This is a genomic window from Burkholderia sp. HI2500, assembly GCF_002223055.1.
Classification (GTDB): Bacteria; Pseudomonadota; Gammaproteobacteria; order Burkholderiales; family Burkholderiaceae; genus Burkholderia.
On record NZ_NKFL01000006.1, the window covers coordinates 145,858 to 169,259 of the forward strand.

Consider the following 23,402-nt stretch of genomic DNA (forward strand, 5'->3'; position numbering starts at 1 on the left):
CTACCGCACAGACACAGGAGAAAGAAACATGTTGCTGATCGAATGTCCGTGGTGCGGGCCGCGCGCCGAATCCGAGTTCTCGTGCGGCGGTGAAGCCGACATCGTGCGCCCCGTGAACAACGAGAACATGACCGACCGCGAATGGGGCGAGTACGTGTTCATGCGCGAGAACAAGCGCGGGTTGCACAAGGAGCAGTGGCTGCACGCACAGGGCTGCCGCCGCTGGTTCAAGGCCACGCGCGACACGGTGACCTACGATATCAAGGGCTACGAAAAGTTCGGTGGCGAAGCTGCCGGAAACGCACACGAAGAGGGCACCAGCAAATGAGCCAGAAAGACCGCCTCGGCACCGGTGGCCGCATCAATCGCGCGATTCCGTTGACCTTCACGTTCAACGGCCGCACGTATCAGGGCTTCCAGGGCGACACGCTCGCGTCCGCGCTGCTCGCGAACGGCGTGCACTTCGTCGCGCGCAGCTTCAAGTACCACCGCCCGCGCGGGATCGTGACGGCCGACGTCGCGGAACCGAACGCCGTCGTGCAGCTCGAATCGGGCCCGTACACGGTGCCGAACGCACGCGCGACCGAGATCGAGCTGTACCAGGGGCTCGTCGCAACGAGCGTGAACGCGGAGCCGTCGCTCGAGAACGACAAGTACGCGATCAACCAGAAGCTGTCGCGCTTCCTGCCGGCCGGCTTCTATTACAAGACCTTCATGTGGCCGCGCAACATGTGGCCGAAGTACGAAGAGAAGATCCGTGAAGCCGCCGGCCTCGGCAAGGCGCCGGAAGCGCTCGACGCCGATCGCTACGACAAGTGCTACGCGCACTGCGACGTGCTCGTGGTCGGCGGTGGCCCGTCGGGTCTCGCGGCCGCGCATGCGGCGGCCACGGCCGGCGCGCGCGTGATCCTCGTCGACGACCAGCGCGAGCTCGGCGGCAGCCTGCTGTCGTGCCGCGCCGAGATCGACGCGAAGCCCGCGCTGCAGTGGGTCGAGAAGATCGAGGCCGAGCTGCGCAAGCTGCCCGACGTGACGATCCTGTCGCGCAGCACCGCGTTCGGCTACCAGGACCACAACCTCGTGACGGTCACGCAGCGTTTGACCGATCACCTGCCGGTGTCGATGCGCAAGGGCACGCGTGAGCTGCTGTGGAAGGTCCGCGCGAAGCGCGTGATCCTCGCGACCGGCGCGCACGAGCGTCCGATCGTGTTCGGCAACAACGACCTGCCGGGCGTGATGCTCGCAGGCGCCGTGTCCACCTACGTGCACCGCTTCGGCGTGCTGCCGGGCCGCAACGCGGTCTTGTTCACGAACAACGATCGCGCGTACCAGACCGCGCTCGACCTGAAGGCGTGCGGCGCGAAGGTGACGGTCGTCGATTCGCGCGCGTCGTCGAACGGTGCGCTGCCGGCCGCCGCGAAGCGGCAGGGCGTGACGGTGATGAGCGGCGCGGTCGTGACGGGTGCATCGGGCAAGTGGCGTGTATCGTCGGTCGACGTCGCGTCCTACTCGAACGGCCAGACCGGCGGCAAGCTGCAGACGCTGCCGTGTGACCTCGTCGCGATGTCGGGTGGCTTCAGCCCGGTGCTGCACCTGTTCGCGCAGTCGGGCGGCAAGGCCTGCTGGAACGACGAGAAGGCCTGCTTCCTGCCGGGCAAGCCCGTGCAGGCGGAAGCGAGCATCGGCGCAGCAGCCGGCGAATTCGGCCTGGCGCGCGCGCTGCGGCTCGCGGTCGATGCAGGCGTGGAAGCCGCGAAGGCAGCGGGTTTCACCGCTGCGCAGCGCGCGGTCGCGCCGCAGGTCGCGGAAACCGTCGAAGGCGCACTGCAGCCGCTGTGGCTGGTCGGCAGCCGCGAAGCCGCGGCACGCGGGCCGAAGCAGTTCGTCGACTTCCAGAACGACGTGTCGGCCGCGGACATCCTGCTGGCCGCCCGCGAAGGCTTCGAGTCGGTCGAGCACGTGAAGCGCTACACGGCGATGGGCTTCGGCACCGATCAGGGCAAGCTCGGCAACATCAACGGGATGGCGATCCTCGCGGGGGCGCTCGGCAAGACGATTCCGGAAACGGGCACGACGACGTTCCGCCCGAACTACACGCCGGTGTCGTTCGGCACGTTCGCGGGCCGCGAGCTCGGCGATTTCCTCGACCCGATCCGCAAGACCTGCGTGCACGAATGGCACGTCGAGCACGGTGCGCTGTTCGAGGACGTCGGCAACTGGAAGCGGCCGTGGTATTTCCCGAAGAACGGCGAGGATCTCCATGCGGCCGTGAAGCGCGAATGCCTCGCGGTGCGCAACAGCGTCGGCATCCTCGACGCGTCGACGCTCGGCAAGATCGACATCCAGGGTCCGGACGCGGTGAAGCTGCTGAACTGGATGTACACGAACCCGTGGAACAAGCTCGAAGTGGGCAAGTGCCGCTACGGGCTGATGCTCGACGAGAACGGGATGGTGTTCGACGACGGCGTGACGGTGCGCCTCGCCGACCAGCATTTCATGATGACGACCACGACGGGCGGCGCGGCGCGCGTGCTCACGTGGCTCGAGCGCTGGCTGCAGACCGAATGGCCCGACATGAAGGTGCGGCTGTCGTCGGTCACCGATCACTGGGCGACGTTCGCGGTGGTCGGCCCGAAGAGCCGCAAGGTCGTGCAGAAGGTGTGCCAGGACATCGACTTCGGCAACGAGGCGTTCCCGTTCATGAGCTACCGGAACGGCACAGTCGCGGGCGCGAAGGCGCGCGTGATGCGGATCAGCTTCTCGGGCGAGCTCGCCTATGAAGTGAACGTGCCGGCGAATGCGGGCCGCGCGGTGTGGGAAGCGCTGATGGCGGCCGGTGCCGAGTTCGACATCACGCCGTACGGCACCGAGACGATGCACGTGCTGCGCGCGGAGAAGGGCTACATCATCGTCGGCCAGGATACCGACGGCTCGATCACGCCGTACGACCTCGGGATGGGCGGCGTCGTCGCGAAGTCGAAGGACTTCCTCGGCAAGCGCTCGCTGTCGCGTTCGGACACTGCGAAGGAAGGCCGCAAGCAGTTCGTCGGCCTGCTGACCGAGGACGAACAGTTCGTGCTGCCGGAAGGCGCGCAGATCATCGCGAAGGACACGCAGGTGTCGGCGGTCGATCCGACGCCGATGCTCGGCCACGTGACGTCGAGCTACTACAGCCCGATCCTGAAGCGCTCGATCGCGCTCGCGGTGGTGAAGGGCGGCCTGAACAAGATGGGCGAGAGCGTCGTGATTCCGCTGGCCAACGGCCGCCGCATCACCGCGACGATCTCGAGCCCGGTTTTCTACGATACCGAAGGGGTGCGCCAGCATGTGGAATGAAACCAGAAACCAGACGCAGGTGGCGGGCGCGGGCGGCGTGACGCTTGAATCGCCGTTCGTCGGCGCGGCCGACGTGCTGAAGCCGCACCAGGCGCGCGCCTCGAAGAAGTTCACGCTGCGCGAGCGGCCGTTCCTCGATCTCGTCAACGTGCGCGGCGAATTGAGCGATCCGGCGTTCGTGAGCGCGTTCGAGCGCGTGGTCGGCTGCCGGCCGCCGGCGGCGCCGAACACGGTCGCGCGCGGCGCCGAGTACGACGTGCTGTGGCTCGGCCCCGACGAGTGGCTCGTGCGCTCGAACGGGCCCGTGCCGGCCGGCGTGCTCGAAGCGAAGCTCGCGGAAGCCGTGCAGGGCACGTATTCGGCGGCCGTCGACGTCGGCAGCGGCTATACGGTCGTCGAGATCAGCGGCGAACGCGTGCGCGACGTGCTCGCGCGCGGCTGTCCGCTCGATCTCCATCCGCGTGCGTTCAAGCCGGGCCAGTGCGCGCAGTCGCATTACTTCAAGTCGTCGATCGTGCTGATCCCGACCGGTGACGATGCGTTCGAGATCGTCGTGCGCCGCAGCTTCGCCGACTACTTCGTGCGCATCATGCTCGACGCGGCCGCGCCGCTCGCATCATGAAGCCGTTCGACGAACCGTTCGTGGCGATCGACGCGCCGCGCCTGCGCGGGCGCGGCTGGAGCGTGTTCGTCGACGAACTGAAGGTGCCCGCGCGGATCGGCATTCATGCGCACGAGCATGAAGCGCCGCAGCCGATCGTGATCGATGCACGGCTTGGTTACCGGTGCGAGCCGAGCGAGCAGGGCGAGTGGATCGATTACGACGGCTATTGCGCGCGCCTTGCCGCGTTTCTGTCGCACAAGCCGCATACGCGGCTGCTCGAGACGCTCGTCGCCGATATCGCGGTGCTGTCGTTCCGTGAGTGGCCGGCGCTGGAGTCGCTGACGCTGTCGGTGTACAAGCCGAAGATCCGGCCCGGCACGAAGCGGGTCGGCGTGTCGCTCGACTGGACGCGCGGGGATTATTTGCGGTGGACGGGGGCGGCGGGGCAGTTTTGAGGCGTGATGACACGGCAAGCCGGTGCATCTGGCTTGCCGTGCGTTTCTCTTTGTTCCTGAAATATGAGAACAATGGGTGTGCGGTGAATGTAGTCGGCATTGTTCCTGAAATATCGGAACAATGAGACGTTCACTCGCCGTCACGTATAACGCGAGCGCTCTTGGGCGACCCGCTTCGGCCCCGCTCCAGCAGCTTGCGCTGGCCTTGCAGGCCAGTGTTCGCGGTGCCGTCCTTTACGAGCCATGCCAGCGGCAATGCCATCGCGGGTTCGGCCGTGCTTTGCGTGCGCGCGTCGATCGTCGCGGCAGCCGTCAACGGCGATCTTTTCAAGATTGTGTTGTGCCGCCCCGGCACGACCTGTTCCAATCACCGTCAAACTTCCTCTGACCGCAGTGCGATGTTTCCCACGTACTATTCGCTATTGGGAAATATTCACGAAATCCATCGGGATGGCGATAATGAAACGCGCTGTGATTTTCGTTGTTGCCGCTTTGGCGCCGCTCATCGCACATGCCGGGTGCAGTGATAACCTTCAGAACTGGTCGGCGCGACTCCATCCCGACCATACACTGGATGCTACGCACGCGGTTTGCAAGGTCTGGCCTGCGAACGCGGCGCTGACGATCGGGGCGTTACCGCTGATGCAGAAAGGCAGCGCCGACGGGCCGAACGTCGTCGACATGGAAGTAGTGGTTGCCGATACGGCTACGGGTGCGATTATCGCGCATCGGTTTCAGCGATCGGCGATTCGCTATGCCGAGGATCACTATTTTGAGGGCATCGACCTCGACACGGCGCGCTATCAGCTGACCTCCACTCAACGTGCCTTCGGCGTGCGCCTGAAGTCGTCTGGCGGCCCGCCCGCGGATATGTCGGGCATCGCTACGCTGAGTCTCTATTTGATCGATGGGCAGCATTTGCGCACGGTGTTGGACCGCCTGATCGTGAGCGATTGGACGGGCGACCGCGATGGTCCTTGTACCAGCATTTCAGAAACGTCACGCACACTCGCACTCGGCCCGCCAGACACGCAAGGCTATGCCGTTTTGCGGGTCAGCGAAAAGTACGTCGAGCGCGTGAACCGGCTCGAGGTCGATAAATGCTCGGGTCACACGTCACCCGCTCAACGCCGCAACATTACACTCGACTATCGCGATGGCACATACCGGATACCGGATGCCATGCGAAATGCCGATTGATCAGTTGCCTCCGCTTCACCATTCTCCTGCCCCGTTCAAAGTGATAGGTGGGGAGCAATGAAACGTTTGGTTTTTGACGGATATCGAGCGGACCACCTACGATAGCTGCGAGACGTTTCAGGCGTATCGCAGCTATCGCTCCGTGCGACAGCATCAAGCCGCAGCCGCCCCATCCAGCGCCGGATAGTCGACATACCCGCGCGCATCGCCGCCGAAGAACGTCTCGCGCCGCGCGTCGTTCATCGGCGCGCCGGTCTTCACCCGCGTCACGAAATCCGGATTCGCCAGCACCATCTGCCCGTACGCTTCGAGATCGGCCAGCCCCGACGTCACGTCGGTGCCGATCGCGTCGCGCGTGCGGCCCGGACGGTTCAGGATCAGCGTGCCGTTCCAGCGCGCACGCAGGTCGGCCAGCAGCGCTTCGTTGCCCTGATGCATCACGTGCAGGTAGGCGAGGCCGAGCCGGTCGAGTTCCGTCGCGAGGTGGCGATACAGGTCCGGCCCTTCCGCCCCTTCGTCGAGGCCGCCCAGCGTATTGCCGGGCGATACGCGGATGGCCGTGCGATCCGCGCCGATCTCGTCGGCGATCGCCGTGGCGACCTCGATCGCGAAGCGCGCGCGGTTCTCGATCGAGCCGCCGTACGCGTCGGAGCGCGTGTTGGCATTCGGCGCGAAGAACTGCTGGATCAGGTAGCCGTTCGCACCGTGAATCTCGACACCGTCCGCGCCCGCCTCGATCGCGCGGCGCGCGGCGATGCGGAAGTCGTTCACGGTCTCGCGCACTTCGTCGAGCGTCAGCGCGCGCGGCGCGGGGATGTCCAGCATCCCCTTCATCGTGAACATCTGCGCATTCGGCGCGATCGCCGACGGCGCGACGGCCTGCCGGTGATGCGGCGTATTGTCGGGATGCGACATGCGCCCGACGTGCATCAACTGGATGAACAACCGGCCTCCATGTGCATGCACGCGGTCGCTGATCGCCTTCCAGCCGGCGACGTGCGCGTCGGTATAGATGCCGGGCGTCGTCAGGTAGCCTTGCCCGTCGTCCGACGGCTGCGTGCCTTCGCTGACGATCAGGCCGACGCTCGATCGCTGCGCGTAATACTCGGCGGCCCATTCGCCGGGCGTGCCGTCGAAGGCGGCGCGGCTGCGGGTCATCGGCGCCATGACCAGGCGGTTTTCCAGCGTATATCGGCCCACGCGGACCGGGGTGAACAGTTGGCTCATGATGCGTCAGCTCCTCGAGATTCGGGATAGCGGCGCCGGGTCGGTGCCGCCTCGGGCGCCGGCCGCGCACGGGTGTGCCGACCTCGCCTCCACACACCCATCATCCATTGCTTCCTTTTCGGGATAAACCGGGTAATCTGGATAACATTGATCCATTGATGGAGCAGTGGGCATGGAACTGCTGAACGACATGGCGCTGTTCGTCGAAGTCGTGAAGGCGAAGGGTTTTCGCAGTGCGGCCGAGACGCTGGGGATGCCGAACTCGACGCTGTCGCGGCGCATCAGTGCGCTGGAGAAGGCGATCGGGCTGCGGCTGCTGCATCGCACGACGCGCCGGATCGAGCTGACCGAGGCCGGCCAGCTCTATTTCGAGCGCTGCAAGCGCATCGTCGACGAGGCGCGGCTCGCGCACGAGCAGCTCGGCGGGTTGCTGGCGGAGCCGACCGGCGTATTGCGCGCGTCGTTTCCGGTCGATTTCGCGGTGACCTACCTGGCGCCGCTGATCGTCGATTTCTCGACGCATTACCCGAAGCTGACATTCGATTTCGAGCTGACGTCGCGGCGGGTCGATCTGGTGAGCGAACCGTTCGACGTGGCGATCCGCTTGGGCGAATCCGACGATTCTCAACTGATCGCGCGGCGGCTGGCCACGCTCGGGAACTACCTGTATGCGTCGCCCGGCTATCTCGCGCGCGAGGGCGAGCCGCGCACGCCGGACGACCTGGCACGGCACGCGTGCCTCAGCCTGGCGAGGGCCGGCACGTGGACGCTGCATGACGGCACGCAATCCGTCGCGGTGCCAGTGAGCAGTCGTTTCGCGGGAAACAGCGTCGGCATGCTGCGGCGCCTGGCCACGCTCGATGCGGGCATCATCGTGCTGTCCGAGGCGATCGTCGCGGACGACCTGGCCGCCGGCCGGCTGCGCCGCGTGATGCCCGCATGGGAGGGCGAGCCGATTCCGGTCTACGCGATGACGGAAACGCGGCTGCTGCCCGCGAAGACGCAGCATTTCATCGAGTTCTTGCGGGAGCGCTTCGCGCAGGCGTGACGGGCGGGTAGCCGTTCGTCGTTCAGTTCTGCGCCGGTGGCGGTGCGTCCAGCTGCGCTTCCCATTTCTTCAGGATGCGCACGCGTGCCTGGCTGAAATCGACCCAGCAGTTCATCCGCGCGTCTTCCGGGATCATCTGCTGCGGATTGGCGGCTTTCACGTAGTCGCAGGTGTCGTCGGCGAAGCGGGTCCAGCTTGCCTGCGACTTCGCGAGCGCGCTGGCGGCATCGGGGTTGCGCTGCTTGAGCTTGTGCTCGAGCGACCGGTACGCGCGCTCGACGGCCTGATCGTTCTGACCGAGTACGCAGGTCCGCACGTCGTTCATCGTCAGCGCGTGTTTCTCGCAATCGACGGCGGCAAACGCGGTGGTGTGGCCGATCGCCAGCGCGGCGACGGCAAGGAAGCGGGTGGCGTGGCGCATGCGCGTCGATCGAAGGGGGAGACTAGTTGGCGCGGGCCGACGTCGGGCTCGTCCTTTCGCTGACCGGCACCATGCGGGCCTTCGCATCGTTTGCGGGATTCACGGGATTCGAGGCTTTCACGTCGTCGTCAGGTTCAAGCACGAAGCGGAACGAATCGACGCGCTGCATCACCTTCGCCGCATACGCGTTCGAACCGCCGCTGTAGCTCCTCAGTCCGGCCCGCACGTCGCCACCGGCCGCCCTCACGTAGCCCGACAGGATCGCGGAGCCGACTTCGACGTTCGCGTTCGGGTCGGTCAGGTCCTTCACGTTGCGCACCAGGCCGCGGTGCGCGGTCGGCACGACCTGCATCAGCCCGGTCGCGCCATGCTGGCCGCGCGCCTTTTCCTGGAAGCGCGATTCGATCGAAATAATGGCGTAAACGAGTGCGGGAGGCAGCGAATATTTCGTCGCAGTGACGCTCACGATATCGGCGAGCTTCGCGGCCCGTTCCTTCGCGACGCCGAACTTCTTCGTCAGGTAGGACGTGATGCGGCGGTTTGCTTCGTTCGGCTGATCGTTGGCGTCGGCGAGCGGCGCGGAGGCGACGGACGGCGCCGATGCGGCTGCTTCGGGCGCGGACGCAGGCAGTGCGGGCGCTTGCTGCGCCGACGCCTGTTGCGCGATGCCGAGCGAAAGCACGATCAGCCAGAGAAACCGTCGCATGGTGGAGTGCGGGGAATGGGAAGGCGCCTAGTATATCGGCCAATTGCCGCCGGTGGTCGAGTGCCGGTTCGAATGAAAGCGGCATGTAGGCTTGTGTCGCGGCGAGCCGATCGAGGAACCGATCGTTGCGCGGACACGCATCGGAGTCCGGACGAACGCTAGTTGATGATCTCGCCGATGCCGGTTTCGATGCGGATTCTGAGCTGCTGGATGAACGCCGGATCGTAGGGTTCCCAGCTTTCGAGTTCGCCGACGATCTTCAAAGGCGATGTGCTCCGGTACGATCGCGTCGGATTGCCCGGGAATTTCTTGTCCGTGACGTTCGGGTCGTTTTCGAATTCGCCGGTGGGTTCGACGATGTAGACCCGCGGTCGGCCGTCGCCTTTGGCCATTTCCGCAGCCAGGCCGGCGCCTTTGGGCAGGGCCGTGAAGTAGATGTGATTCATCACGACGTCGTCGCGATAATTCGATCGGAAGCCTGCCGTCAGCAAATCGCCGATCCGCAAATCCGCTTTCGTGCCATGAAAAAACGGGCCGGTGTCCGAAACGGTCATGGTTTCTCCTTCCAAAAGTCGCGCAACGGCTTCTACGCGCGGCGTGCGGCTGCCACCCGTGCAATCGCGCCGATCGCATCGCTGACGAGCACCGCGAGCAGCCCGACGATCACGCCGCCCTGCAGCACGAACGCGGTGTTCGACGTCTGCAGCCCCGCGATGATCACGTCGCCGAGCCCGCGCGCGGCGACCGTCGAGCCGATCGTCGCGGTGCCGAGATTGATCACGACCGCGAGCCGCACCCCATTGACGATCACCGGAAACGCGAGCGGCAGCTCGACCGACACCAGTTGCTGCCAGCCGCTCATCCCCATCCCGCGCGCGGCGTCGACGACGTCGCGCGGCACGTCCTCGAGCCCCGCGATCGTGCTTTCGAACACGGGCAGCAGCCCATACAGCACGAGCGCGATCAGCACGGGCTTCAGGCCGAAGCCGACGGCCGGCACCGCGAGCGCGAGCACCGCGACGGGCGGGAAGGTCTGGCCGATGTCGACGACGCTGCGCGCGAGCGGCAGGAAATCCGCGCCCCACGGCCGCGTGACCGCGATGCCGGCCGCGACCGCGACGATCGTGCCGATCACGCTCGACAACGCGACCGTGCCGAGATGCGCCAGCGTGAGGTCGAGCAGGCTCGCGCGATCGTAGATGACCGGCGCGCCGTTGTCCGCGAACGGCGCGAACAAGCCTTGCAGCCAGGCGGGTCGCAACAGCAGCACGAGCAGTAGCGCGAGCGCGGCCGCGCGTGCGAGGTAGGCGGGAAGTGCCGACCGCCCGGGCCGCGTGCTGCCGTGCGTCGTCATGCGGGCTTCCTTGCGTGCGCACGGATCGCATCGAGCGTGATGCGGCGCGTGTTGCGGCCGTCGCCATCTTCCACCGGAAGCACATCGACACCGCGCCACAGCAGCTCCGACACCGCATCGCGCAGCGTGCGCGTCGCGGCGATCGGTTCGCCGTCGGCATGACCGGGTTCGGCCACCGCGTCGATCGGCGTCAGCGCGAGCAGGCGCAGCGGCCGGTCGACGCCGGCGACCAGCTGTTCGACGACGCCGGCTGCCGGCTTGCCGAGAATCTCGGCCGGCGCAGCGACCTGCAGCAGCCGGCCGCCGTCCATCACCGCGATCGTGTCGCCGAGCTTCAGCGCTTCCTCGATATCGTGCGTGACGATCACGACCGTGATGCCGAGGCGGCGCTGCAAGGCAAACAGGTCGTCCTGCGCCTTGTTGCGGATGATCGGATCGAGCGCGCCGAACGGCTCGTCCATCAGCAGCATCGCGGGCTCGGCCGCGAGCGCACGCGCCACGCCGACGCGCTGTTGCTGCCCGCCCGACAGTTCGTGCGGCAGCTTGTCCGCGAACTCGGCCGGCGCGAGATGAAACAGATCGAGCAATTCGTTCACGCGCGCGTCGATGCGATCGGCCGTCCAGCCGAGCAGGCGCGGCACGGTCGCGATGTTGCGCGCGACGCTCCAGTGCGGAAACAGCCCGTGCCCCTGGATCGCATAGCCGATGCCGCGACGAAGCTGCTCGGGCGCAACGGTGGCCGTATCGACACCGTCGATGCGGATCGTGCCGCTGGTGGGCGCGATCAGCCGGTTGATCATGCGCAGCAGCGTCGACTTGCCGCTGCCCGATGCGCCGACGAGCGCGGTGATCGTGCCGCGCTCGATCGTCAGCGAGACGTCGTCGACGGCGACGATATCGCCGAAGCGTTTGCCCGCACGTTCGATCTCGATCATCCTGCACGCCCCTTCGCGAGCGTGGTCGCGGCTTCGAATATGACGGCCGCCACCAGCGCGAGCGCGATCGTCGGGATCGCGCCGAGCAGCACGAGATCGGCGGCCGATTGCCCGATCCCCTGGAAGATGAAGGTGCCGAAGCCGCCGCCGCCGATCAGCGCGGCGACCGCGGTCAGCCCGATGTTCTGCACGAGCACGATGCGCACGCCGCTCAGGATCACCGGCAGCGCAAGCACGAGATCGACGCGCAGCAACCGCTGCGCGCGCGTCATCCCCATCGCGCGCGCCGCTTCGGTCACGTGCGGCGGCACCTGGCCGAGCCCGACCACGACGCTCGACGCGATCGGCAGCAGCGAATACAGGAACAGCGCAAGCACGGCAGGAGCGACGCCGATGCCGCGGATGCCGAGCGCGGCCGCAAGCGGCACGTGTGCGGCGAGCAAACCGAGCGGCGCCATCATCAGCCCGTACATCGCGATGCTGGGGATCGTCTGCACGATATTGAGCACGGGCATCGCGACGGTACGCACCGCCGCGATGCGCGCACAGGCGATGCCGAGCGGCACGCCCGCGACGAGCGCGGCCGCCACCGAGCCGCCGGTGAGCGACACGTGCCGGATCGCCTCGATCCAGAAGTCGTCGCTGCGCACCGCGTATTCGCGCATCACGGAAAGTCCGTCCCACCAGCCGCTCGCGAGCGGCACCGAAATCGCTGCTATCGCGACGACGAGCGCGGCGAGGCGCCGCCACGGGCCGAATGCGAGCCGCGCGAGCGCATCCGCGACGAGCACGGCCCACGCGAACAGCAGCAGCCAGACGCCGGAGGAGGGCGATACGCGGGCGAGCGTGTCGTCAGGCGCGACGAGGTGCGTCGCGGCCGCGCCGACCGCGTACGCGAGCGTGGCGAGCCACGCGCAGCCGGCCATGAGGCGCCACGCGGGGCGGCTGGCCATCATCGCCCACAGCGCGCCGACGATCCACAGCGCGGCGAACCCGGCGCCCTGCAGGGCCGGCAGCGCGGCGAACACCGACAGGTCGGTGCCGGCCGCGATGCGGTTCGGCCGCAGCACCGCGAACGGCAGGCCGAGCACGGCGACGATCGTCAGGACCCCGATCAGGATGCCGACCTTGTCCGCCGTGATGCGCCGCGCGGACGCTGCCGCGCGATCGGTCATTTAACGAAGCCCTTCGCTTTCAGGTAGCTTTTCGCGACGCCGGCGGCCGGTTCGCCGTTGATCTGGATGCGCGCGTTCAGCGTCTGCAGCGTCTTCAGGTCGAGGCTCGCGAACACGGGCTTCAGGTAGTCGGCGATCTGCGGGTGCGCTTTCAGCACGGCTTCGCGGATCACCGGCGCAGGCGCGTAGACGGGCTGCACGTGCTTGTCGTCGTCGAGCACCGCGAGGCCGCTCGACGAGATGCCGCCGTCGGTGCCGTAGACCATCGCGGCATTCACGCCGTCGGTCTGGTTCGCTGCGGCCTTGATGGTCGCGGCCGTGTCGCCGCCGGACAGCACGACGAGCTGGTCGGGCTTCAGCTTGAAGCCGTACGCCTTCTCGAACGACGGCAGCGCCGACGCGCTGTTCACGAATTCGGCCGACGCCGCGAGCTTCACCTTGCCGCCGCCGGCCACCCACTTGCCAAAATCGGAGAAGGTCTTCAGGTGCTGCGACTGCGCGACCGGTGCGAGCAGGGCGACGCCCCACGTGTTGTTCGCGGGCGCCGGGGTGAGCCAAACGAGATGGTTCGCCGCGTAGTCGAGCTGCTTCGCGGTGTCGTAGCCCTGGCTCGCGTTCTTCCACAGCGGATCGTCCGCCTTGTTGAAGAAGAACGCGGCGTTGCCGGTGTATTCGGGGTAGACGTCGATCTCGCCGCTCGTGAGCGCCTTGCGCACGATCGGCGTGGTGCCGAGCGCGATCTTTTCGGTGACGGGAATGCCGTGGGCCTTCAGCACCTGCGCGATGAGGTTGCCGAGCAGGTTGCCTTCGGTGTCGATCTTCGACGACACCACGACGGGCGTGTCGGCATGCGCGCCGGGCGCGACGATCGCGGCGGCGAGCGCGAGGCCCAGGATCCGGGCGGGCAGGGCGAGCTTCATACGGGCCAATCTCCAGGACGAGGGCGTACGCCGAAAGTTACTTGACTGAGCCGGCTTTGGCAAACCACGTGCGGCGGCGTGCCCACAGCCCGTGTGGGGATTACCCGCATCCGTGTGGCAGGCTTGTTACACTGAATCCGTTCCCGCCTTGCCGACACTTCCTGACATGAAGCCCGAGTTGCTGGTTCTCATCGCATTGCGCGGCGACGCGCATCGCGAGATCGCCGCGTCGTTCGACGTGCGCTACGCCCCGACATCCGACGAACGCGAACGTGCGATCGCCGAACACGGCGGCACGATACGCGCGGTGCTGACCAACGGCAGCACGGGGCTCACCGCCGCCGAAATCGATCGTCTTCCGCAACTCACGTTCGTCAGCGCGCTCGGCGCCGGCTACGAGCACATCGATGTCGCCCATGCGAAGACGCGCGGCGTGACCGTGGTCACGGGCGCCGGCACCAACGACGATTGCGTGGCCGATCATGCGTTCGCGCTGCTGCTCGCGGCCGTGCGCAACGTCGTGCAGCTCGATGCGAAAACCCGTGCGGGCGTGTGGCGCGACGGCCTGGCGATGCCGCCGAACGTGTCGGGCAAGAAGCTCGGCATCGTCGGGCTCGGCAAGATCGGCGAGAAGTGCGCACGCCGCGCGGCCGGCTTCGACATCGAGATCGGTTATCACAACCGGTCGGAGAAGAACGTCCCTTACCGCTATTTCGATCGCGTCGACGCGCTCGCGCAGTGGGCCGATTTCCTGATCGTCGCGACGCCGGGCGGCGCGGGCACGCGGCACCTGATCGATCGCGCGGTGCTCGACGCGCTCGGCCCCGGCGGGTTCGTCGTCAACGTGTCGCGCGGCAGTGTTGTCGATACCGCTGCTTTGGCGGACGCGTTGCGTGAAGGACGCATCGCGGGCGCGGGGCTCGACGTGTACGAAGGCGAACCCGAGCCGCCGCGCGCGCTGACGGATCTCGACAGCGTCGTGCTGACGCCGCACATGGGCGGCTGGTCGCCCGAGGCGCTCGATCGGTCGGTGCGGCAGTTCATCGACAATGCCGAGCGGCACTTTTCAGGGCGGCCGGTGTTGACGCCGGTGTGAGCGGCGCCGGGACGATGATTCGCCGCCCACCGTTTCGTCCGGGATCGATGTCGGCGTGAGAGGCGTCCCGCGACGGTCGAGGGCGGGTGCGCAGCGCTATCGATCGATACGCAGCACGAGCTTGCCGGTCGTGCCGCCCGACTCGAGCGCCACATGCGCGTCGACGATCGCGTCGAGCGCATAGCTGCCCCCGATCAGCGGCTTCAGTGCACCGGTGGCCAGCAAGCCGAACAGCTCGCCGAGCGTTTGCTGCACGACGTGATCGGCGAGGAACGCATGCAACGCGAAACCCGACAGCGAGCGGCAGCCGAAGATGAGCGCGTTCATCAGGCTGTCATCGACCGCAAGCAACTGGCCGCTTGCCGCGCCATAGGCGACGAAGCGACCGTGCGGCGCAAGGCTGGACGCCAGCGTGCGGGCCACGGCGCCACCGATCGAATCGAACACGACGTCGGGGCCCGTGCCGCCGGTTGCGGCGCCGAGTCGATCGACCCACGCGTCGTCGCGATAGCTCACGGCCTGATCGGCACCGAGCGCCCGCACCGTCGATAGCTTCTCCGTGGAACCGGCCAGGCCGACGATCGTCCTGGCGCCGTCGAGTCTCGCCAGCTGGATGAGCATCGAACCGACGCCGCCGGCTGCGGCGGTGATGGCGACGGATCGTGCGGCCACCGGCGTCTCGCGCAGCAGCATGCGGGCGACCAGCCCCTGCAGCATGACCGCGACGGCGTCGTCGTCCGAAACGGCGTCGGGAATCGCGACGATCAGCGGAGCGCGTACCGTCACATATTCGGCATAGCCGCCGGTTCCGCTCGTTGCGCCGAACAGCGCCGCGGCCACGCGATCGCCGACCTGGAAGTCCCGCACGTTCGCGCCGAGGGCTTCGACGGTGCCGACCGTTTCCGATCCCAATATCGCCGGCAACGTCGGCGCCGGCCCCGGATAGGTACCGGCGCGTTGCAGCGTTTCCGCGAAATTCAGTCCGATGCGCGTCACGCGCACGAGGACTTCGTCGGGAGCCGGTGTCGGGCGCTCGATCACGACCGGACGGAGTACGGACGGAGCGCCGAAATGATCGATCTGAATGGCATTCATGGTGTTCACGGGGAAATCTCGCTGGATGCGGGGGCGTTGCCCCCGGGATGTGTGAGGTGTCGGGCAGGACGCGGCGTCGGCCGGATCACTCCGGCAGGGATGCCCGATCGCCGCGATCGAACGAGGCGCGGCCCGCGCCGTTCAGCACGAGCGCGAGCAGGCCGCCCGTCATCGACAGGTTCATCATGAAGAAGGTCTGCTGCGTCTGGTCGCCGCCGCTATGGAAGATCACCGCGGCGATGACCGAAAAGATCGCGAGCCCGAGCGCGGCGAGTCGCGTCATGAAGCCGGCGATCAACGCGAGGCCGCCGGCGACCTCGACGAAGATCACGAGCGGCAGCAGCGCCCCCGGCACACCCATGTGCGCCATGTATTGCTCGGTGCCTGCGTAGTTGAAGATCTTGCTGATGCCCGCGCCGACGTAGACGCCGGCGATGAGGGTGCGCACCAGGACGGACAGGATGGCGTTGACGGTGGGCGTCTGCGCAGCGGTTCGGTACAGGGCGCGGTTGATCGATCGAATCATGGTGAGTCCTTGTTCGAGGGGCGGCGGATCGGCGATCCGCCGCCGTGTTCAGCGGTTGGGGTTCGGGGCCGCGCTCACGCGCGAAACGGCGGGTAGTCGGTATAGCCGGCTTCGCCGCCGCCATAGGCCATGGACATGTCCGCATGCGCGAGCGGCCGGTCGTGCCGGAGGCGTTCGGCAAGATCCGGGTTCGCGATGAACGGGTAGCCGAACGACACGAGATCGGCATGGCCGTCGGAAAGTGCCGTTTCCGCGCGTGCTTTCGTATAGCCGTTGTTCGCGATGTAATGCCCGCCGAACGCGTGCCTGAGCGCGCCGTAGTCGAATGCGGGCACCGCGTCCGGTGCGGCCTGAGGGATGCCTTCGACGACATGGAGATAGACCGCGAGTCCGCTCAGCCGGTTGGCGAATCGCTCGAACAGCGTTTGCGGATCGCTATCCGCGATTCCACCGAAATGCGGCGTGACCGGAGAGATACGGATACCTAATCGATCGGGGCCTGAAACGAGGCCGACTGCGCGCACGACCTCGAGTGGCAGCCGAAGCCGGTTGTCGATCGTGCCGCCGTAGTCGTCGGTCCGGCGGTTCGTGCCGTCACGCAGGAACTGGTCAAGCAGATAGCCGTTGCCGGCGTGAATCTCCACGCCGTCGAACCCGGCCTGCAATGCGGCGCGAGCGGCCAGCACGTATTGGTCGACGACGGCGGGCAATTCGGCGGTTTCGAGCGCGCGCGGCACCGGGTACGGCTGCGGGCCGGTCGGCGTATAGGCGTCGCCGTCGGGCCGGATCGGCGACGGCGCGACCGGTCGTGCGCCGTCCGGCTGCAGGTCTGGGTGACCGATGCGGCCGACATGGGCCAGTTGCACGAAAATGCGGCCGCCTTCACGGTGCACCGCATCGGTCACCTGTTTCCAGCCCGCGATCTGCGCGTCGCTGTAGATGCCCGGCGTGAACGGATAGCCCTTGCCCTGTGGCGAGATCTGCGCGCCCTCGGTGACGATCAGGCCGGCCGAGGCCCGTTGTGCGTAGTAGGTCGCGTTCATCGGGCCGGGCGCGTCGCCGGCACCGGCACGGCTGCGCGTCATCGGCGCCATTACGATGCGATTCCTGAGCGTGATGCGCCCGAGTTCGATCGGGTCGAACGGCGTCGGACGCGCAGGTGCCCGGGGCGGTGAAAGCAAGCGGTCGGTCGTCATGGTTCCATGTTCCTGTGACATTGACGGGGGACTGTCGACGCGGGGGAAGCCGCGATCGACATGGCGTGACAGGAATGTAGGGGATCGTTTCGATCCAAACAATTGGCTAGAATGGATCGTTAAAATCAATTTTCTGGATAGATCGTGGATCGCAGCCCCAATCTGGATCAGCTTCGTGCGTTCGTCGCCGTCGTCGAGGCAGGCAGCTTTTCAGGGGCGGCGCGTCGGCTCGGCAGGGCGCAATCGGTGGTGAGTTATGCGGTCGCCAGCCTTGAGGCACAGCTGGGCATGCCGTTGTTCGAGCGCGGCAGACGCCGTCCGCAACTGACGGCCGCCGGCGAGGTCGTGCTCGCCGATGCGCGTCGGCTCGACATGCTGATGGGGCAGTTGCAGGCGAAGACGGCCGGTTTGCGGGGCGGCGTGGAAGCCGAGCTGTCGCTGGCCGTCGACGTGATGTTTCCGTTGCCGAAGCTGGTCGAAGGCATGCAGGCGTTTGCGGAGGCGTTCCCGACCGTCGCACTCAACCTGGCGATCGAAGCGCTCGGCGGCGTCATGAAGCTGGTGCTCGACGGCGGCTGTGCGCTCGGCATCAGTGGCCCGATTCCGAACTGGCCGGATGCGATCGACGCGACCTCGATGGGGGCGATCGAGTTGCTGACCGTTGCGGCGCCCATGCATCCGCTCGCGTTGCGTGACGCGCCGATTCCGCTCTCGGAGGCGCGCGAGCATACGCAGATCGTGCTCACCGACCGCAGCAAGGTCACCGACGGGCAATCGTTCGGAATCCATGCGACCCGCACCTGGAAGGTGGCCGACCTCGGCGCGAAACATCGGTTGCTGCTCGCCGGGCTGGGCTGGGGATCGATGCCGATGCATCTGATCGAGGACGATCTGCAGTCGGGCCGTCTCGTGCCGGTGCAACTGGCCGACCGGCGCACGTTCCGCTACGGACTATCGCTGATCCGGCGTGCCGATCGCGCGAGCGGTCCGGCCGCGCAGTGGCTGATCGATTATTTGAGTCGCCAGGGCGATCCGAACGGCCGGCGGGCCTGACCCATGCCCGGCGGCGACCGGCCGGGCAGGCCGCCCGGCCAGCCTTGCATTCCGCGACGATCGAAGGCTGGCCGGACGTTCTGCCGTGTCAGCGACGCGCGCCGGCTGAAGTGCGTTCCGCGCGGCGCACGCCTGCTCAGGACGAAGCCAGCGGCACCGTCACCGACGTACCGGCCGGGTCCAGCGTCAGCCCGGTGCCCGGCGTCGGCCGCAGCGTCGCCTCGTTGTCGCTCGACAGCACGACGAGCCCCAGCCGGTGGCCGGCTTCCAGCTTGTAGTCACGCGGCATGAACGTCAGCTTCAGGTCGTACGGCATGCCGGGCAGAACCGGCTGCGAGACCCACTCCGACACGCGGTTGCGCGGGTCGGTCCACGCCCGCGTGACGATCGTCGCCGTGCCGTCCGGCGCGCGATCGACCAGCAGGGCCGTCACGTTGGCCACGGCCGTGAAGGTCAGCCTGACGCGCGCGGTCGCCGAACCGGACAGGCGTGTCGCGGCCGTGAGCGGCGCGGTTTCGAAGCGGCTGCGGTTCTCGCCCGTCGGCGCGTTCGCCAGCGTGAGCGCGGTAATGCGCGCATCGTCGGTGAAACGCGCGAGCGGGCCGCCGGTCGGCAGCCGCAGCAGCGTGCCGGTTCCCGCGCCGTCGCCGCCCGCGAAGTACGTGACCGGCGTGGCGTGGCGCGCGGCCCAGTCCGCTTCCTTCAGCAGCGTGCCGTCCGCCTGCTCGATCACCGCGCGCGGATCACGTTCGACGCCATTGTCGAAACCGATCAGGTAGCGCGTAAACCAGCGGTTCACTTCCGCGGTCCACGCATCGGCCATCGCCGGCACGCGGGTCGGGTCGGTGTGCTTCAGGCGATGCAGCCACAGCTGCGTCGGCACGCCCTGGCGCCGCATCGCGAGATGCCACAGCGTCGACTGGTCGACCCGCACGTTGTCGTCGGTGAGCCCCTGCGCGACGAGCGCCGGCGCGACCGCGTACGCGGTGGGAATATCGCGCGCGGCCCAGAACGGCGAATAGTCGCCGGTCTTGCGGTCTTCCTGCTGCAGCGCTTCGTCGATCAGGTGCGTGCAGCGCTCCGGATGCGCGTTCGTCAGCAGCGCCTTGATGTACACGTCGACGTCCTCGCCCTGATAGCCTTCCGGCGCACGCACGAGCCCGCCCGAGCGGTAGTAGCCGTACATGTTCGTCAGCCCGGCGACCGGCACGATCGCGTCGAGCCCGCGCGTGCGCAGGCTCGCGACCATCTTCGGCAGCGTGCCGTCGTACGACACGCCGTACATGCCGACGTGGCCCGTCGACCAGTTCGCGACGACCGTCTTGCCGTTCGCGTCCTTCGCGGTCGCGTCGCGGCCGAGCCAGCGGATCACCGAGGCCATCGCGACCGATTCGTCGCGGGTGAGGATCGTCGGGCAGCCGTCCGAGCCGGCCGTGCCGAGCGAATCCGCGTAGACGATCGTGAAGCCGCGCGGGATGAAGTAGCCCTCGATCCACGAGCGCCCGGCGGCGGCCGCCTCGACCTGCTGCAGCATCCGCACCTGCGGCGCGGCGGCCATGATGCGTGCGGAGGCACCGGTCGCTGCCGCGGCCGCCGTGGCGGCCGGATGCGGCGTGCCGTCGAGTTCGACGTCGACGTTGTGGTCGGGGCTGTCGGCGAGGCCCGCGTAGTACGGGCTCGCGAGCACGATGACGGGCGTGCGCGCGCCGTTCGCGGTTTCGGTCGGGCGCACGATGCGCACGTGGATGCGGTCGCGCGTGCCGTCGCCGTCGGAGTCGACCGGCGTGTCGACCCACGCGTTCTCCTCGATCGTGCCGCCCGACAGCGACGGCTGCACCTGGCCGTTCGCGATCACGGGCCGGTAGCGGCCGCCGCTGGCCGGGTTGGCGTACGGCACGCCCGACGGCGAAATGCGTGACGCGAGCGACTGCTTGTCGGCCGCCGAGGCGGCGGCCCCCTCCTGTTGGCCCTGCGCGAGCGCGGAGGCGCCCGCCACGCTGCCGCCGTCGTCGCCGCCGCACGCGGCGAGCGTTGCGGCCGCAACGAGCGCGGGAAGCCACGCGCGACGTAATCCGGTTCGATGAATGTCCATTGTCGACCTCTTGTTGTGATTGTCTGGAACCGGACGGCCCGCGATATGCCCCCTGCGGCCCGGCCGGGTGCTGCATCGGATGAAACGGAACTGCATCTTCGAAAGCGCCGGGCGCGATGCCCGGGTGTCACGGCCGGTGTCGACGCGCGTCACGCATCGCGCGACCCGGTGAGCGTCGGGGCGATTGCATCGCCTCGACCGCGAAGCGTCAGCGCGGCGGCTGATTCGGGGCGCCCGGTCGAAGCGAGGCCGGCGGCACGAAGTGAATACAGGAGTGCGAATCAAATGCGGGCATGCCCGATCTTCCTTCAGGTTTCAGATGAAACGGAACGGCACGATGCGATAAGGCGGGGATGGTGCGAACGGCGGTGCTGCAACGGCAGGAAAGCGCGACGCGAGTCGGCAGGGCTGGCCGGAATGCTTTCCGGAAGCTTGCGCAAAACTTATCTCAGTGAAATCTCGGTGTCAAACTTTTTTAGTTTGAGTCAAACAAAGTTTTAAGTGTGCGGGGCGATGGACCTGCGATCGGTCTAAATTTCCGGGAAATCTGTCCGTAAACGGTAAAAAACAGATTGAAAGGAGAGAGAGGGCATGACGACTTCAGTCACGGCAGCGAGCGGCCTTTCGCTCGTGCAGATGGCGCAGCAGGCTGCGCTCGACGGGCGCCAGCAGACGGACGCGGCGACCGGGCAGCCGCAGGACACGCCGATTACCATCCGGGCGCTGGACCAGGACGCGATGCACGCGGCGCGCATGAAGCAGATGTCGATCCTGGGCAACCTGTCGACGAAGCTGCGCGACGTCACCAGCCAGCTCGCGACGAGCCTGCACGAGATCATCGCGAAGCGTCCGGGCCTGGCCGACGCGCAGTTCGACTTCATGACCGACAACGGGCAGATCAAGGTCGTGTCGAAGACGATGACGGAAAGCGATCGCGCGTGGGTGGAGTCGACGCTGAACGCGAACGCGGGCCTCGTGCTCGCGACGCGCGCGTTTCACCAGCAGGCCGTCGATTTCGCGGAGCAGGGCGCGGCCGCCGTAGGCGAGACGTTCACGGACGACGATCGCAAGGTGGCCAGCCAGCGCGCCGACGCGGACTTCCTCTTCATGAAGGAGATCAACGCGTCCGTCGCGCGCAACCAGAGGTTCGAGGAAGTCGGCGGGCATTTCACTACGCAGGACGGCACGCGGCTGACGTTCGATCAGTCGGCCGGCACCGCGCGCGGCACGCTGGCGCTGCTGGATACCGACCGCCAGTTGTCGTCGGGTGCGGCGATCTTCGTCGACGATTCCGGGCAGAAGACCTACGGCCGGCGCGCCGGCCTGATCGACGTCGGCTTCGGCGCCGCGTTCGAGGATATCCTGAACGGCCGCAACAGCATCGGCTTCCACGAGATCGCGTAGCCACGCGCGTCACGGAGCCGCACGCCGCGCGCCTATTCGTCGCGCAGCGCTTCGGCCGGCCGCACCCGCGCGGCGCGCCAGCTCGGGTAGAGCGTCGCGACGCACGACATCAGGAACGCGGCCGCGGCGATCTCGATCACGTCGGTCGCCGCGAGCTTCGACGGCAGCGAGCTGAGGAAGTACACGGACGGCGTCAGGAAGCGGATGCCGAGCAACTGCTCGATGGCGGGCAGCACCCACGGGATGCTCACCGCGATCGCGCAGCCGAGCGCGACGCCCGCGAGCGTGCCGGCGAGGCCGATCGTCATCCCCTGGATCGCGAAGATCTTCATGATCGACCCGGGCGGCGCGCCGAGCGTGCGCAGGATCGCGATGTCGCCCTGCTTCTGGGTGACGGTCATCACGAGCGACGACACGAGGTTGAACGCGGCGACCGCGACGATCAGCATCAGGATCAGCGACAGCATGCGCTTTTGCAGCCGCTCGGCCTCGAACCACGTGCGGTTCTGCCGTGTCCAGTCGCGGATATAGAGGTCGCCCGACAGCGTGCGCGACAGTTCCAGTGCGACGTCCGGCGCGCGCTGCAGATCGTCGAGGCGCAGCCGGATGCCGGTCGGCGCACGCACGTTGAACAGCGTCTGTGCGTCGCGGAGGTGGATGTAGGCGAGCGCGCTGTCGTACTGGTAGTGGCCCGACTCGAACGTGCCGACCACGTTGAACTGCCGGAACCGCGGCAGCGCGTCGCCGATGCGCGCGGTGTTGCCGGGCGCGAAGAACGTGACGCGGTCGCCGATCTTCACGTGCAGCGCGTCGGCCAGCGCCGAGCCGAGCACGATGCCCATCTCGCCCGGCACGAGCGCGTCGAGCCGCCCGGTCTTCAGCTTGCGCGCGATCTCGGACACCCGCGGCTCCAGCACGGGATCGATGCCGCGCAGCGCGACGCCCGTCACGCTGCCCGCGTTCGTCAGCAGCGCCTGCGCGTCGACATAGGGTGCGACGGCGCGCACCGCCGGATTCTGCAGCGATTCGTGCGCGGTGAGCCGCCAGTCGGGCATCGCGCCCGTCGGCGAGAAGATTTCCACGTGGGCGAGCACCGACAGCATCCGGTCGCGCACTTCGGTCCGGAAACCGTTCATCACCGACAGCACGACGATCAGCGCGGCGACGCCGAGCGCGATGCCGGCCATCGCGGCGCCGGCAATGAACGACACGAAGCCGTCGCCGGCCGAGCGCCGGCCGCCGCGCGCATAGCGCAGCCCGATCTGCCATTCGAACGGGAGTTTCAAGCGGTTTCCTTTCATTTCGATTCGAGCCTGCCGAGCCGCGCATTCTAGCGAACGCGGCGCCGCCGTGTGCAGAGGTTGCGCCCTGGACGACCGAGATCCGCCCGACCGGCCGGTCATCCGGCGGCGTTGCGCGCCGGCACACCGATATTTCCATCGTTTCGGGTCTGATCGATAATGGCGCCCAGCATCCGGTCGAACATACCAAGCAATTACGGCGCAACCGGGCCGCGCCGTCACAGACCCATAACAATTCGGGGAAGGTTGCCGCACCCG

23 protein-coding genes are annotated in these 23,402 nt (G+C 67.5%); 9 read left to right on the top strand and 14 right to left on the bottom strand.

Annotated elements, in window-relative coordinates:
• The first annotated feature begins 28 nt into the window (after positions 1-28).
• From CFB45_RS18420 to CFB45_RS18435, 4 genes are read left to right on the top strand one after another with little or no spacing between them, the layout of a single operon-like run.
• The gene (locus CFB45_RS18420; protein WP_011354096.1) at positions 29-328 is read left to right on the top strand and encodes a sarcosine oxidase subunit delta; all 300 of its coding nucleotides are present in this window, start codon (positions 29-31) and stop codon (positions 326-328) included.
• The gene (locus tag CFB45_RS18425; protein ID WP_089426778.1) at positions 325-3,336 is read left to right on the top strand and encodes a sarcosine oxidase subunit alpha family protein; all 3,012 of its coding nucleotides are present in this window, start codon (positions 325-327) and stop codon (positions 3,334-3,336) included. The genes CFB45_RS18420 and CFB45_RS18425 overlap by 4 nt, the downstream gene beginning before the upstream one ends.
• On the top strand, positions 3,326-3,958 hold the full coding sequence (locus CFB45_RS18430; RefSeq protein WP_089426779.1) for a sarcosine oxidase subunit gamma: 633 nt from the start codon (positions 3,326-3,328) through the stop codon (positions 3,956-3,958). The genes CFB45_RS18425 and CFB45_RS18430 overlap by 11 nt, the downstream gene beginning before the upstream one ends.
• On the top strand, positions 3,955-4,395 hold the full coding sequence (locus CFB45_RS18435; RefSeq protein ID WP_011354099.1) for a dihydroneopterin aldolase: 441 nt from the start codon (positions 3,955-3,957) through the stop codon (positions 4,393-4,395). Before CFB45_RS18430 ends, CFB45_RS18435 begins: the two co-directional genes overlap by 4 nt.
• A gap of 130 nt (positions 4,396-4,525) precedes the next feature.
• Here CFB45_RS18435 and CFB45_RS18440 read toward each other — a convergent pair whose 3' ends face one another.
• The gene (locus tag CFB45_RS18440) at positions 4,526-4,762 is read right to left on the bottom strand and encodes a hypothetical protein (RefSeq protein ID WP_089426780.1); all 237 of its coding nucleotides are present in this window, start codon (positions 4,760-4,762) and stop codon (positions 4,526-4,528) included.
• Positions 4,763-4,854: 92 nt separating this feature from the next.
• Here CFB45_RS18440 and CFB45_RS18445 point away from each other — a divergent pair, with 92 nt between their 5' ends.
• The gene (locus CFB45_RS18445) at positions 4,855-5,595 is read left to right on the top strand and encodes a hypothetical protein (RefSeq protein WP_144025206.1); all 741 of its coding nucleotides are present in this window, start codon (positions 4,855-4,857) and stop codon (positions 5,593-5,595) included.
• A 153-nt stretch (positions 5,596-5,748) separates the two neighbouring features.
• Here the strand turns inward: CFB45_RS18445 and CFB45_RS18450 are convergent, their stop codons facing one another.
• Positions 5,749-6,822 (bottom strand): alkene reductase, encoded by a 1,074-nt coding sequence (locus CFB45_RS18450; protein WP_089426782.1) that lies wholly within the window; start codon positions 6,820-6,822, stop codon positions 5,749-5,751.
• 172 nt (positions 6,823-6,994) lie between these two features.
• Between CFB45_RS18450 and CFB45_RS18455 the strand changes: the two genes are divergently transcribed.
• Positions 6,995-7,870 carry a LysR family transcriptional regulator gene (locus CFB45_RS18455; RefSeq protein ID WP_089426783.1) on the top strand — a complete coding sequence of 292 codons (876 nt, stop codon included), beginning with the start codon at positions 6,995-6,997 and terminating at the stop codon, positions 7,868-7,870.
• Between the two features lie 22 nt (positions 7,871-7,892).
• Here CFB45_RS18455 and CFB45_RS18460 read toward each other — a convergent pair whose 3' ends face one another.
• The 7 genes from CFB45_RS18460 to osmF form a co-directional block, all read right to left on the bottom strand.
• Complete coding sequence (locus CFB45_RS18460) at positions 7,893-8,291, bottom strand: lysozyme inhibitor LprI family protein (RefSeq protein ID WP_089426784.1); 399 nt, start codon at positions 8,289-8,291, stop codon at positions 7,893-7,895.
• Between the two features lie 22 nt (positions 8,292-8,313).
• The gene (locus tag CFB45_RS18465; RefSeq protein ID WP_089426785.1) at positions 8,314-8,997 is read right to left on the bottom strand and encodes a lytic transglycosylase domain-containing protein; all 684 of its coding nucleotides are present in this window, start codon (positions 8,995-8,997) and stop codon (positions 8,314-8,316) included.
• Between the two features lie 158 nt (positions 8,998-9,155).
• Complete coding sequence (gene arr, locus CFB45_RS18470) at positions 9,156-9,551, bottom strand: NAD(+)--rifampin ADP-ribosyltransferase (RefSeq protein WP_089426786.1); 396 nt, start codon at positions 9,549-9,551, stop codon at positions 9,156-9,158.
• Between the two features lie 32 nt (positions 9,552-9,583).
• Positions 9,584-10,351 (bottom strand): ABC transporter permease, encoded by a 768-nt coding sequence (locus CFB45_RS18475; RefSeq protein ID WP_089426787.1) that lies wholly within the window; start codon positions 10,349-10,351, stop codon positions 9,584-9,586.
• Positions 10,348-11,286, bottom strand: a complete 939-nt coding sequence (locus CFB45_RS18480) for an ABC transporter ATP-binding protein (RefSeq protein WP_089426788.1) — start codon at positions 11,284-11,286, stop codon at positions 10,348-10,350. The genes CFB45_RS18475 and CFB45_RS18480 overlap by 4 nt, the downstream gene beginning before the upstream one ends.
• Positions 11,283-12,461 (bottom strand): ABC transporter permease, encoded by a 1,179-nt coding sequence (locus tag CFB45_RS18485; RefSeq protein WP_089426789.1) that lies wholly within the window; start codon positions 12,459-12,461, stop codon positions 11,283-11,285. Before CFB45_RS18485 ends, CFB45_RS18480 begins: the two co-directional genes overlap by 4 nt.
• Positions 12,458-13,381: a glycine betaine ABC transporter substrate-binding protein OsmF gene (gene osmF / locus CFB45_RS18490; protein WP_089426790.1), complete on the bottom strand. Its 924-nt coding sequence runs from the start codon at positions 13,379-13,381 to the stop codon at positions 12,458-12,460. The genes CFB45_RS18485 and osmF overlap by 4 nt, the downstream gene beginning before the upstream one ends.
• A gap of 166 nt (positions 13,382-13,547) precedes the next feature.
• Between osmF and CFB45_RS18495 the strand changes: the two genes are divergently transcribed.
• Positions 13,548-14,477 carry a 2-hydroxyacid dehydrogenase gene (locus tag CFB45_RS18495; RefSeq protein ID WP_089426791.1) on the top strand — a complete coding sequence of 310 codons (930 nt, stop codon included), beginning with the start codon at positions 13,548-13,550 and terminating at the stop codon, positions 14,475-14,477.
• A 96-nt stretch (positions 14,478-14,573) separates the two neighbouring features.
• On the opposite strand, the gene CFB45_RS18500 is transcribed toward CFB45_RS18495, so the two are convergent.
• The 3 genes from CFB45_RS18500 to CFB45_RS18510 all read right to left on the bottom strand — a co-directional run bounded on the left by CFB45_RS18500 (position 14,574) and on the right by CFB45_RS18510 (position 17,294).
• Positions 14,574-15,581, bottom strand: a complete 1,008-nt coding sequence (locus CFB45_RS18500) for a quinone oxidoreductase family protein (RefSeq protein ID WP_089426792.1) — start codon at positions 15,579-15,581, stop codon at positions 14,574-14,576.
• Between the two features lie 76 nt (positions 15,582-15,657).
• Positions 15,658-16,098: a DoxX family protein gene (locus tag CFB45_RS18505; RefSeq protein ID WP_089426793.1), complete on the bottom strand. Its 441-nt coding sequence runs from the start codon at positions 16,096-16,098 to the stop codon at positions 15,658-15,660.
• Positions 16,099-16,172: 74 nt separating this feature from the next.
• Complete coding sequence (locus CFB45_RS18510; protein WP_089426794.1) at positions 16,173-17,294, bottom strand: alkene reductase; 1,122 nt, start codon at positions 17,292-17,294, stop codon at positions 16,173-16,175.
• A gap of 144 nt (positions 17,295-17,438) precedes the next feature.
• Between CFB45_RS18510 and CFB45_RS18515 the strand changes: the two genes are divergently transcribed.
• On the top strand, positions 17,439-18,347 hold the full coding sequence (locus CFB45_RS18515; RefSeq protein WP_089426795.1) for a LysR family transcriptional regulator: 909 nt from the start codon (positions 17,439-17,441) through the stop codon (positions 18,345-18,347).
• A 136-nt stretch (positions 18,348-18,483) separates the two neighbouring features.
• Here CFB45_RS18515 and CFB45_RS18520 read toward each other — a convergent pair whose 3' ends face one another.
• Entirely contained in the window at positions 18,484-20,439 is a 1,956-nt protein-coding gene (locus CFB45_RS18520) for a Xaa-Pro dipeptidyl-peptidase (protein WP_089426796.1), read from the bottom strand.
• A gap of 591 nt (positions 20,440-21,030) precedes the next feature.
• Between CFB45_RS18520 and CFB45_RS18525 the strand changes: the two genes are divergently transcribed.
• On the top strand, positions 21,031-21,843 hold the full coding sequence (locus CFB45_RS18525) for a hypothetical protein (protein ID WP_089426797.1): 813 nt from the start codon (positions 21,031-21,033) through the stop codon (positions 21,841-21,843).
• Positions 21,844-21,875: 32 nt separating this feature from the next.
• Here the strand turns inward: CFB45_RS18525 and CFB45_RS18530 are convergent, their stop codons facing one another.
• Entirely contained in the window at positions 21,876-23,144 is a 1,269-nt protein-coding gene (locus CFB45_RS18530; protein WP_089426798.1) for a lipoprotein-releasing ABC transporter permease subunit, read from the bottom strand.
• Between the last annotated feature and the right edge of the window lie 258 nt (positions 23,145-23,402).